The following is a 12,129-nucleotide window of genomic DNA, read 5'->3' on the forward strand; positions in this document are numbered from 1 at the left end:
CTCTTAAAGATCTTAACAAACCAAAAACCCCTCTCCGAAGAAAGGGGCTTCTCATTAATGCCAGCCGTTCGCAATATGTCTTGCCTTCACTACGCCCTCAATGTTCTGAAGCCGAGCCATGATGTCGTTGGCTTCGTCGTCGTTGAGTTTGTTGTCGATGTCGATCAGGGTGTAGGCCCAGTCGCCTCGGCTTCGGTTGAGCATGTCGGCGATGTTGAAGTTGCGTTCGGCCAACAGGTTGGAGAATTGTCCAACCATGTTTGGGATGTTGCGGTGCATGATGGTCAGGCGGCCGGGTGATGTGAGTGGCAGGCTGACGTTTGGAAAGTTGACCGCGTTTTTGATGTTGCCGGTTTCGAGATAGTTTTTGAGCTGGCGCGCTGCCATGACGGCACAGTTTTCTTCTGATTCGGTTGTGGATGCACCGAGGTGCGGTGTGGCCACTACGTTATCGAGTCCGAAGATTTCGTCGTTCGGGAAGTCAGTGATATATTTTCCGACTGTTCCGTCTGCGAGTGCTTCTTTTAATGCGACTTCATCGACGAGTTCGCCGCGGGCAAAGTTGATGAATTGGATACCTTTTTTCATCGCTTTGAAGGCTTTGGCGTCGATCAATCCGGTAGTTTTCGGGCTGAGCGGCACGTGGATGGTGATGTAATCGCAGACGGCCAGCAGTTCTTCAAGCTGGTGAACACGCTGGACGTTTCGTGAAATGGTCCAGGCAACGTCGACTGAGACGAATGGATCGTAAGCCATGACGTCCATGTCGAGTGCAAGTGCATCGTTCGCAACGACAGAGCCGATGTTGCCGAGTCCGATGACGCCGAGTTTTTTACCGCTGATTTCATGTCCGATAAAGGCTTTTTTATTGGCTTCCACTTTTTCTGAGACGTTTTGTTCCCCGTTTAGCGTGCTGGTCCATTTAATGGCGTCAAACAGATTTCTGGCGCTTGCGATAAGACAGGAGATGACGAGTTCTTTTACTGCGTTGGCGTTGGCGCCTGGTGTATTGAACACGACAATGCCCTGCTCGGTGCACTGGTCGATCGGGATGTTATTCGTTCCTGCTCCGGCGCGCGCGATGGCCTGGACGGAATTCGGGATCGGCTGTCCGTGCAGCTTATGGCTGCGCAGTAAGATGGCGTCCGGATTCTGGTCAGTGTTGATTTCGTATTGGCTGTCGAGTAAATCGAGTCCTTTTTTGGCGATCTGGTTATAGGTTTTAATCTGATACGTCAACGGTAAGTACCTCCCACGGCAATTTTCTCGAATTCTTTGATGGCGTCTGCCAGGCGTTCCACGTGTTCAAGCGGCATGGCGTTGTACATGCTCGCTCTCATGCCTCCTACGGAACGGTGGCCTTTCAGTTCCACGAGCTGTTTGGATGCGGCGAAATGAAGAAAAGCCCGATCCTGTTCCGCGCTGTCTGTTTTAAATGGAATGTTCATAAGTGAACGGTCTTCTTTTTTAACAGGTGAACTAAAAATCGGTGATTCATCGATGACGCTATATAATAGAGAAGCTTTTTCACGGTTGCGACGTTCGATCTCTTCGACGCCTCCGAGCTCCTGCAGCCATTCGAGCATCAGGCCGATCATATAGATGCCGAACGTCGGCGGTGTATTATAAAGAGAGTCGGCTTTTACATGTGTTTTGTAATTGAGCATGGTGGGCACCCATTCAGGAGCCTGTCCGATGAGATCGTCACGGATGATCACGACGGTTACACCTGAGGGCCCGAGATTTTTCTGTGCGCCGGCGTAAATCATGCCATAATCACTGACGTTGATTTTCTCTGACAGGATACCGGATGACCAGTCATTGATAACCGGTACGCTGAAATCAGGTAATCTGGTAATCCGTGTTCCTTCTATTGTATTGTTTCCCGTGACGTGCACGTAGGATGTGTTGTTTTTCAGTGTAAGATTTGATAGATCGGGAATAGAAGTAAATGATGTGTCTTCAGATGTTGCGAGCACCGAAGTATTTCCGGCTTTTGTCGCCTCCTGAAACGCTTTTTGGGACCATGAACCTGTAATAATATAGGCTGCCTCGTGATCTTTTTGTAATAAATTTAAAGGAATCATGCTGAATTGTAACGATGCGCCCCCCTGCAAAAACAAAATTTTATAGTTTTCCGGGATGTTTAAACTTTTTTTCAAAAGGTCCTTGGTTCGCTGTAAAATTTCTTCAAAATGTTGTGAGCGGTGACTCATTTCCATAACTGACATGCCTGAACCATTTGTATTAATAAGCTCAGACTTCGCTCGTATCAAGACCTCGAGCGGCATAGCCGAAGGTCCTGCTGAGAAATTGACGACTCGATCCATTCTTCTATTACTCCTCTCTTCCACGTTAAATCGATAAAAGATTTTTCCTAAAAGATAGGTTATAGTATATGCCTCCTGTATACACATGTCAACGAGACAAAGACAATTAAGCTCGTAATCTAATTGTTACTACATTCTAACTTGAATGACACTCCACTGAAATCTATAGATGTTATGATTGGTCTCGTTAGTGAGAAGGAGGGTATTCATTTTATGAAAAAACAAATCGTTGCACTAACCGCAATCGCAGCTTTATCCGCTGGGACAGCCGCACAGGCGTCAGCAGCAGAGCACACAGTACAAAGAGGAGACACACTGTGGAGCATCTCTCAAAAGAACAATGTCACGGTAGAACAAATTCAAGAGTGGAATGACCTGTCATCAACACTTATATATCCAAATCAAACACTTACAGTATCAGAAGAAACAGCTTCTGAAGAAACGTACACTGTTGTGAAAGGTGACACTCTATACAAGATTGCCACTGAGTACGGCATTACTGTTGGCGAACTCATGCAATGGAACGGTCTTTCAAGTGACCTGATCTTTCCAGGACAAGAGTTTGTTGTAGCTGGTGGAACACCACAGGCAGCCGCTCCTGCTCAGGCAGAAGCAGCTGATCAGTCAGCCGTTGCCCAGGATTCAGGTATGACTCAGTCAGCTGAAGGTGTAGAAGGTACAGGTGGCGAAGCACCATCTGCTGAAGCAACTCAGGAACTGACTGTAACTGCAACAGCTTATACTGCATACTGTGCAGGATGCTCAGGTATCACTGCTACAGGTATTGATCTTCGTTCAAATCCTGATCAGAAAGTAATCGCAGTAGACCCTAACGTTATTCCATTAGGATCACGTGTATGGGTTGAAGGTTACGGTGAAGCGATCGCAGGAGACACTGGCGGCGCTATTAAAGGTAACAAAATCGATGTATTCATCCCATCTCAGGACGCAGCTCTTGACTGGGGCGTACAAACAGTAGACGTCAAAATCCTGGACTAATCAGGTTTGCTATATAAATAGTAAAAGCAAGGGACCCGGTCCCTTGCTTTTTTGTTATTGAGCGATATCTATGATGGCTTCTTTAAAATGAATTTTAACTGTTTCTTTTCCCATCGTGCTATACAGATTGAAGTAATGATACGCCTCGTCTGAACGAAGATATTCCACACGATACAACTGATAACCTTCAGCGTATCCTCTGTAATTGCGATTTTCCACGATGTTAGCTGCCTCTTCTACTGAAAGATTCAGCTCAGGGATATCATCAAAAACGTATTCATCGACTTTCCAATTGCCGCCTTCTTTCACAATCGTGATTTTGACCTGGCGTCCATAAATTAGTCCATCACCTGGCGTAACGGTTTGAATGGAGATCACATCTTCAGTATTCTCAAAGACTTTGTAATTCACTTTCATGCCAAGTGCATCATAATAAAATGAGCCGTCACATTCTCTGCATTGTCTATTGTAGTGATCTACTAAAGTAGGCTCGTAGTTTGCTGTGATGACTTCTCTCATCTCATTCTGGAAGTTTTCGTATGGATAAGCAGGCTCGTTCGGATACGTTTTGCTCAGATTTTCAAAAAAGATTTCAGTCATTCTATTGACTGTATCACGCACCTGAACAAGAGCACGCTCATCCGTGATGGCCTCATTTTCATAAATACGGTCAATAAATGCGGCCAGTTCATAACGTTTCACTGTCCTGTTTGGTGAATAGGTTGTGTCGGATGTCCCTGTTGTGATTCCTGCATCAACTAATGCTTTGACGTAAGGGGCTGACCAGTCGTCTTCAGCTACATCTTCGAATCCTGTCTGGCGATTCGTTTCGGAATAAGGAAGATCAAAGCCAAGCACGATCATCTTGGCAATTTGAGCACGTGTAAGGCGACCGTTCGGATCAAATTGACCATCTCTTCCCGATACGACTTCCTCATTTTCAAGGATTGCCACATAGTCGTGTGCCCAATGGAATTCAGTCATGTCGCTAAAAGTCGTTTTTTCCTGAGAAGCATTTGGATATCCCATTCCAATTGCAATCATTTTCGCAGCCTGTGCTCTGGTCACCTGATTAGTTGGCTTCATTGCATAACGTGGAATACGATTAATCGGGTCCATTCTGTTATAACCCGTCATGATATCCTTGTAATACACGCTTTCAAGGTTGTCATAAAAAGGTGATTCCTTTGATACATCTGTAAATTCGACTCCTGCAACAGGAGCTGCAAGACCTGTTGTTAATAGAATGGCTCCTGTAAATGTTGCTAATGTTTTTTTAATCATGTAAATGCTCCTTCTTATAATCTGTTAACGAATATGTTCCCAGCTTACTTCACCGTACTTCTTACCAACATACACTAATATTTTTTCTTTTGTGCCAGTTGCTTTGAAAATAAATACGTCATCACTTTGGCTTTCATATTGAATAGATTCAAAAGTTTTCATTAACGATCTTGCCATGGTTTCAGCATCATTTATTGCCTGATACCTGGTTGGGTAGTGCGGGATGTTTGATCCCCTGCACTGTAACCATCCAATTGCCACTCTCCATTGTCTCTCACTAATTTAAATTGAATATTATGTTCTCCAAAAGTGGCTGTCTCAAATTGTATTGTATCGTCATTCTTAGTAGAGAATTCTATAAAACGATCAGGATTCAGTTGCGTTTCAAAAAGTTGAACCGAACATTGAGTACAACTTTTTCCATAAACTGATTCCAGAGTAGGCAAGTAATTCTCTGTCATGAAGGGTTCAATGTCATTTTGAAAAGTATCAAATGCTGGCAAAACGGGCTGGGCACCGTCCAGGTAACCTTGCTGTCTATGATAGCCCGTCATCGATTCCAATCTGTACACTGTTTCAATGGCTATTAGTAAGGTTTGTCTTGTATTCATTTCATCTACGCTTACCTGGTTGTATGCCCTGTCCAGAAAAGCAGCTAATTGATAGCGGGTCACTTTGGCAAAAGGGTCAAATCTGTCAGCCGTTCTGCCAGTCGTAATCCCCGCTTCAGTCAGTGCATTTACATAGGGTGCGTACCAGCTGTCAGAAGGAACATCGGAATAAAATGAAGTGCCCTGATACGTCTTATTGAGATCGAAGGCATGCACTATCATTTTGGCCGCCTGTGCTCTTGTCAGTGTATCTTCCGGTTTGAAAGATCCATTCTCTTTACCACTCACAATATTATCCAGCGTCAGTTGCGTGATGTAATCATGAGCCCAATGAGATTCAGGGACATCATTATAATCATTGTTTTCCTGCGTATTCGGATGATATCCTGAAATAATTGAAATCATTTTACTTGCCTGTGCACGCGTCACATACTGGTTAGGGCGGAACTCTGCTTTATCCAGATAGTTCCCTCCATTTTTGTAGCCTGAGATGACTCCCTTATAAAACATACTATCAATTTCATCGAAAAACTCACTGGTTACACTCACATCAGAAAAGCGATTATATACTTCTTTCGTTTCAACAGCATCCGCATGATCGACTCCAATGAAAAGCAGCGCTCCGCAGACAAAACCTATGTATTGCTTTTTTAATGGTTTCATAATGTGTACACCTCCTAATATTAAAATCTACAGATCGTTTCTTACTACATAACAGATCATGCGCTTCTTCTTTCTGTAACAATAATGTAACATTAAATTAATTATATTGAAACAATAATGGTAAAATAAATCCAAAATAATTCTTTTGTCTTGTTTTTTTATTAAAAATAGAAAAATATTCAATCTTACAGACCGTTTTATATCAATTTATGAGCATAAAAAAGAACCCTTTTATATTCATATAAGTAAAATTATTCATTTTCGGTTATAAAAAAAGTCCAGACTGATATCTGAACTTTTACATTAATTATCGTTTAAATCCTATTTCACTAAGTGCTGCTTTCAGCGTGGCATATGATGGTATCTCTTTAAAATCCAGTCCCAGCTGTACGATTGTCTGAGCCATTTCCGGTGATATCCCGCTGATTTTTGGCACAACACCGATTAATTTTAAAGAGTCAATTACCTGGAAAAGCTTCTGGGCGACAAATGTATCGACCATTGCAACACCTGACAGATCAATCACAAATTGATCCACGTTCAGTTCCAGACATTTTGTGAGGGACTCCTCCATAATCATTTTAGCACGGTGTGTATCAATCGTTCCAACGAGCGGTAAGACGGCAACGCCATTGTCCACAGGCACAACCGGGACAGACATCTCAAGCATCTGCTCCTGAGAAGCTTGCAGATTCTTTGTCTGGACCTCTACAAAAGGCAAGCAGAAGTAATAGACAATTTCATTGACGGTCTGGTCCAGTACCGTGATGACTTCGTAAAGCTTTGCTGCTGAGTAATCATATGTAATGGCCACTTCTTTAATGAGTTCTCCAATTGCATTTCTGTACAAAGGGACTTCCTTTAACATTGAATCAAGTGTTGTACCCATTTCGGCACATTGTTTGCCTGTTTCCAGTCCCCATTTTTCAATTCGATTGGCCCGTTCAAGCGGATCCATGGAAAGTGCTTCACCATATAATGTAACAAGCCCAATTCTTAATGGTAATAGGTTTTCTGACATGGAACGCAGCCTGGAATAGCGTTTGTTCTGTTCTTCTGTGATTTGCTCAGCCAACTGTACTCTCTGGTCCAAAATCCGGTCAGTCAGCTCTTCTAAAGTAAGATCTATTTGTTCAGCCATGGGCGACCCCTTTCAAGCACGAAAATTAGGAAATTTCTTAAAAACTTTACCCTATATATTATAAATATAAACAATACTTTCGGGAATCTTTTCGTCACCAGAATGTCATATGAAAGCGGATATTTTGTCGAATCTTGTCTACATATATTATTTGTGTAACAAGCCGATTAAGAAACGATGATTTTGTTGAATCGCTAACTTCAGGGGTTGTATGATGTTGTCAAAAGGAGGCGCGGTCATGCATAAAGAAACGGTTTTCCATTTAGAAGAACGGTTTTTATTTATTCAGTCGCTAAAGCCTTCACACGTTCGTATTGACCATTTAACCCAGATTTCTCCGGAAGGATCCCGCTGGAAAAAGTCAGTCAGCCAGAAACATTTGCAGTAATGATTCAACTTAGAAGACTTACAGGAGGTGTACTTCAGTGAAACTGCTAAATGTCGCCACTTTATTGTCCACGGTCTTATTAGTATCTTATATATTCCTTAGATTTTTCACAGATCTCATTTCACCTGCGTTTAGTGAATCTTTCATTCTGGAGTTTCTTCTTATCTTTATGGTGATCGGCTTACATACTTTTCGGAGTTGGAAAGCTGAGGAAGAGGAGTATTAAAATTTCACAAATAAAAAAGCTGCTAAAATGGCAGCTTTTTTATTTTTTGAGCGTTATAGATCTTTCAGCAATCCCTTCATTATCAAGTTGTGCTATGTCGAATTCAAGAATCTGCTGACGTAAATTTTGCAGTTTGGCAGCATACTCATCTTTTGACGTAACAGGTTCTTCATTTGCGATTGTATCAATGATGTGTTCATTTACAAATTCATAGTAATGAACCGCATCGCCCATATAATTGCCAATATCGAACGTAATTTCTCTGTCATCCTGAAAATCATAAAGCTCTGCATTGTCATATTCGCTCAGTATTTCAAATACTTCTTCTTTGAAAGCCAGTCTTTCTTTTAAGTATTCCGGATGGATCTGATAGAATCTATAATGGTTATACACAGGGTATGGTGCATAGAAAAACGTAAAAGTGGTATCCGGGTTTTCTTCAAGGACAGTCACAACATTTTCTTTAAAGGACTTAATCATCATCTCTTTTGTCTGGTTTTCAGGAAGTTCCTCCAGCGGTTCAGCAGCTCCGAGCCACCTTTCAATTCTATCTGTTGTTTCTTCAGGTGCTACCTGTCCAAATTTATATAACGGCTCAACATCCCGCCTGATTTCACTTCCGTTTAAATTGGCCTCCAGATTATCCTGGGTCAATTGTACATTATAAGAGTTAAAGAGATAACGGATATCGTTAATTTTGTTTTCATCATACATATATGTTGGGAAAGGTGTAGCCGAATCCAGTACTTTGTCCGGATCCTCAGCAAAAGAATAATAATTTAACTCCCAAATAACCTGTTCAACATTTTCCTGTTCCTGAAGGGCAAATTGAGTGACCATCGACTGCTCTTTTGCATAAGAAGAAGCCAGCGAACCGTTTAAAGTATTCGTCTTCAATACTTCATCTACATAAGATTCACGAAAATTCCTGCCCATTGATGTAGCTGTAATTAACGTTTCATATTCCATATTCCTCAATAATCCTGGCATTTGATAACGTGCGTCCGCATTATACTGCGGCTCATAAAGCCCCTCATTCCTGTAATAAAACAATGGGTCGATTATATAAAAAATCAATGCAACAGTTCCGACAAGTGACAGGACTATACTAACGAAAAATAAAATGAATTTTTTGCTGGACAACTGTTTCACCTCTAAAAATTGAAATAGATAAACTCACTGACTCTTGTTAAATAAAGGAGCGATATGACAAAAAACACACTGGCTGCAATTCCTGTACGGACATTGGGCTCAAACGTATTCAAGCGCTCAATCGAATTTCTTGTAAAGAAGACAATCACATATCCTATTGCTAAGTAAAGAACAATCGTTAAATTAAAGAAGTAATCGGCCGATTGAAAATTCATATTCAAAAGGTTACTCAATGCAGCTGAAATTCCCGGAGGAAGATCAAGTGCCCTTACATTAAACATATTTGAAACCATTAGATTGGCCGTTGACAGGTCCGGTGCGCGAAAATACACCCAGGCAACATGTACGAACAGGAACGTGATTCCCCAGGCGATGACTTTCGGAAGCCTTACCTTCCCCTTACTCCATGCCCGGTAAATGATGCTGGCTACGCCATGCATGACTCCCCATACAATGAAGGTCCATCCTGCACCGTGCCAAAACCCACTGATAAAGAAAATCAGAAATAAGTTAATGTATGTTCTGACAGGCCCTTTTTTACTTCCGCCCAAAGGAATGTACACGTATTGTGTAAAAAATCTTCCAAGGGTGATGTGCCACCTTCTCCAAAATTCCTGTATATTTAATGACTTATAAGGAGAATTAAAGTTTACAGGTATTCTAAAGTTAAATAGTAAGGCTAATCCAATTGCCATATCACAATAACCGCTGAAATCAAAATACAGCTGTAAAGTATATGCAAGTGTTGTAATCCAGCTATCTACAACAGTCAATGATGCAAGATTTGAGTAGCCATCATTGGCATATTGAGCAAAAGTATCAGCAATCAAAACTTTTTTCGCCAAACCAATACTAAAAATGAACAATCCTGAAGCGAAATTATGGGAATTGAATTTAGCGTTAGCCTTATCCTTAAACTGTGAGATCATTTCACTATGATGAACGATCGGTCCAGCGATCAGCTGCGGAAAGAAAGTCACAAAAAGTGAGTAATCAACAAAGTTATAATGAGCCGTTTCACCTCGGTAGCTATCTACTATGTATGCAATCTGCTGAAACGTAAAGAAGCTGATCGCCAAAGGCAATGCAATTTCAAGTAACGGTAAATTTGTTTGAAAAAACTGATTGGTACTCTCTATGAAAAAATCGAAATATTTAAAGTATCCAAGCAATGAAATATTAAAAACAATACCAGCAACCAAGTATATCTTTTTAAGAATCGTCCTTTGAACACGATTAATGACGATTGCGATCACATAGTTGATCAAAATCGATATTAAGATCAACGGTAAGTAATTAATATTCCAAAAGCTATAAAAATACAGAGATCCCAATACTAATAGAAGTCTGGAATACAGTTTGTTGTCGAGTTTCAAAAGCAAATAATATGAAACGATGACAACAGGCAAAAAGCAGAGGATAAATACATAGGAATTGAATAACACGCTTTAACATCTCCTCTTTATGAATACAGAACTAGGAAATGTTACCATGATCTTTTCAGGCATGTCAATGAATCGTCAAAAAACTCAATCCTATGACATATCATTTTACTTCTATAGTCTTAGTCCTAATCGACATATAATAAGGAATAAATTAAGTTCTCCATAAAAAAATCCGGAAAATTGATTTTCCGGATTAACGCTATAATATGTTCTTTAGTTCTGATAATAAAGCGGCAAGTCCTGAAGTTTGACCGGAAGCAGAACAATCGGTATTTCCTTCATTTCATCACCGTAAAGTTCGACCATTTTCCCCTCCAGTGTCGTAAAGAGCTGATCCATCCATTGTTGAACTTCCTCATTTGCGAAAGGCTGGTCGATAAAAAACTCGATCGTTTTTGTATCTTTTTTATGCTGAAAATGTGCGACAGAACCAATCGCCTTATTTAAATCGAGTTCTTTTAGCCTTTTTGTATAAAAAGTAAGATGAACACCATCTATCTGGTTCTCCTTCATTTTATCAATTTCTCCTGCAAAGCTTACCTTTGCAATGACTTTCTCAAGCTCAGGATTGTCTTCAGTTTCGATAAAATGATCCGGCAATAAAAAGACTGCCTCTGTTATATCCTTATCATCATAGAAACGATGGTCATCCACCGTCCATTTCTGATCACGTAATTTCTTACATATTTCCATGAATAACATTTTTCCAATCGGGTCCAGTTGCATGATAAGATCCCCTTTCACTTTTGCTTGTTATGTGTATGACCTGTTTTTAGTTTTACTAAACATTTTAAGAGGCCGAATAACATTAAGTGAATACGAACATACTGTAAACATAATGAAGAGAAAAAAGTTCGTTATATAGAACAAAATTATTGTTTTTCTCTGATGAAAGGACTATAATAAAAACTAACAAACAGGATAAAGAGATAAAGAATCCTTTAGGAGGGTTATATATGGGTCAAGAATCGTATCACTTAAGTGTTCGTTATAAAGATTTCGAGTATACCGTCACGGGGGATCGATCTTATGTAGATGAACACCATCAAGAAATTAAAGGTTATTTGTCTAAGTTAATGCGTGAAGATCTCCATCCAAAAGCAACACGTGGATTAGAGAAAATCTCCAGCACATTTGAAATTGAAAAACAGTCTCCTGCCCCTAAGCCGCTTCCAACAGCTGATCCATCAAACAAGCCAAATATTCAACGTTATTTAGAAGAATTGCCATTGCATTCTGAATGGCAATTCACACTAGCCATGGCCTACTATTTATTTCAACACAAGCTGCAGCCCTCATTCACCGCCAAAATCGTCCGCAAACAATTCCGTGAAGCCAGGCATACCGTTCCAAACAATATCCATTTAAGTGTGCATACATGTGTTAAAAAAGGTTATTTAAAAGAGTCCGGTCAGGCTGACCTTCAAAAGACTTACGAAATTACTGAGTCTGGAATTGCTTATATTCAGGCACTGCAAAACAGCAGCGCAGAGGTAAAACAATCCGGAGTTAAAAATATCTCAGATAATGTCGAACAGGAAACAGACCGTACTATCGAAGACTTTAAACTTGAAAATAATCCGGATCCAAGACGTCTCGAACGAATTGAAGACCAAGCATTGAGTATTCTATATATTTACCGAAAAGAATTTGACGTTGAACATCTTTCCGCCCGCGAAGTACATGAAGTCTTGAGAAAGTATTTCGAAACAGAGCACTCATCAAAGGCCGTTCAGATCGCACTCAGCCGCTCCAGACCATTAGTTGAAAAAATAAAATTTGAAGGTCAAATGCACTATAAACTAACGACAAAAGGGTTGGATTACATGGAGACTTTACTTGGAAAGCAAGTTTGAATGGAAACCGGGGCTGCGTGCTCCGGTTTTTTGT

General features: G+C 40.7%; 12 protein-coding genes. 3 read left to right on the forward strand and 9 right to left on the reverse strand.

Annotated features, from left to right (window positions below; translation table 11 throughout):
- Positions 1–54: 54 nt before the first annotated feature.
- Together H7968_RS01090 and serC are read right to left on the reverse strand one after the other, a co-directional pair.
- Positions 55–1,239 (reverse strand): phosphoglycerate dehydrogenase, encoded by a 1,185-nt coding sequence (locus H7968_RS01090; protein ID WP_227394414.1) that lies wholly within the window; start codon positions 1,237–1,239, stop codon positions 55–57.
- Complete coding sequence (gene serC, locus H7968_RS01095; protein WP_227394415.1) at positions 1,236–2,330, reverse strand: 3-phosphoserine/phosphohydroxythreonine transaminase; 1,095 nt, start codon at positions 2,328–2,330, stop codon at positions 1,236–1,238. Before serC ends, H7968_RS01090 begins: the two co-directional genes overlap by 4 nt.
- Positions 2,331–2,543: 213 nt before the next feature.
- On the opposite strand from serC, the gene H7968_RS01100 reads away from it, so the two are divergent.
- Entirely contained in the window at positions 2,544–3,329 is a 786-nt protein-coding gene (locus tag H7968_RS01100; RefSeq protein ID WP_227394416.1) for a 3D domain-containing protein, read from the forward strand.
- Positions 3,330–3,383: 54 nt separating this feature from the next.
- Here H7968_RS01100 and H7968_RS01105 read toward each other — a convergent pair whose 3' ends face one another.
- The 4 genes from H7968_RS01105 to H7968_RS01120 form a co-directional block, all read right to left on the reverse strand.
- Positions 3,384–4,613, reverse strand: coding sequence for an S-layer homology domain-containing protein (locus H7968_RS01105; protein ID WP_227394417.1), 1,230 nt, complete (start codon positions 4,611–4,613; stop codon positions 3,384–3,386).
- 24 nt (positions 4,614–4,637) lie between these two features.
- A complete protein-coding gene (locus tag H7968_RS01110; RefSeq protein WP_227394418.1) occupies positions 4,638–4,790 on the reverse strand; it encodes a hypothetical protein in 153 nt (50 codons plus the stop codon).
- Positions 4,791–4,804: 14 nt separating this feature from the next.
- Positions 4,805–5,887, reverse strand: coding sequence for an S-layer homology domain-containing protein (locus H7968_RS01115; protein WP_227394419.1), 1,083 nt, complete (start codon positions 5,885–5,887; stop codon positions 4,805–4,807).
- Positions 5,888–6,194: 307 nt separating this feature from the next.
- On the reverse strand, positions 6,195–7,028 hold the full coding sequence (locus H7968_RS01120) for an STAS domain-containing protein (RefSeq protein WP_227394420.1): 834 nt from the start codon (positions 7,026–7,028) through the stop codon (positions 6,195–6,197).
- Between the two features lie 238 nt (positions 7,029–7,266).
- Between H7968_RS01120 and H7968_RS01125 the strand changes: the two genes are divergently transcribed.
- On the forward strand, positions 7,267–7,416 hold the full coding sequence (locus tag H7968_RS01125; protein ID WP_227394421.1) for a hypothetical protein: 150 nt from the start codon (positions 7,267–7,269) through the stop codon (positions 7,414–7,416).
- A 265-nt stretch (positions 7,417–7,681) separates the two neighbouring features.
- Here the strand turns inward: H7968_RS01125 and H7968_RS01130 are convergent, their stop codons facing one another.
- The 3 genes from H7968_RS01130 to H7968_RS01140 form a co-directional block, all read right to left on the reverse strand.
- Positions 7,682–8,611 (reverse strand): hypothetical protein, encoded by a 930-nt coding sequence (locus H7968_RS01130; protein ID WP_227394422.1) that lies wholly within the window; start codon positions 8,609–8,611, stop codon positions 7,682–7,684.
- Between the two features lie 185 nt (positions 8,612–8,796).
- Positions 8,797–10,239 carry an MBOAT family O-acyltransferase gene (locus H7968_RS01135; RefSeq protein WP_227394423.1) on the reverse strand — a complete coding sequence of 481 codons (1,443 nt, stop codon included), beginning with the start codon at positions 10,237–10,239 and terminating at the stop codon, positions 8,797–8,799.
- Positions 10,240–10,452: 213 nt separating this feature from the next.
- Positions 10,453–10,965 carry a hypothetical protein gene (locus H7968_RS01140; RefSeq protein WP_227394424.1) on the reverse strand — a complete coding sequence of 171 codons (513 nt, stop codon included), beginning with the start codon at positions 10,963–10,965 and terminating at the stop codon, positions 10,453–10,455.
- A gap of 230 nt (positions 10,966–11,195) precedes the next feature.
- On the opposite strand from H7968_RS01140, the gene H7968_RS01145 reads away from it, so the two are divergent.
- Positions 11,196–12,095 (forward strand): hypothetical protein, encoded by a 900-nt coding sequence (locus H7968_RS01145; protein WP_227394425.1) that lies wholly within the window; start codon positions 11,196–11,198, stop codon positions 12,093–12,095.
- Positions 12,096–12,129 lie beyond the last annotated feature (34 nt).

The sequence above is a fragment of the Jeotgalibacillus aurantiacus genome (assembly GCF_020595125.1).
Taxonomy (GTDB): domain Bacteria; phylum Bacillota; class Bacilli; order Bacillales; family Jeotgalibacillaceae; genus Jeotgalibacillus; species Jeotgalibacillus aurantiacus.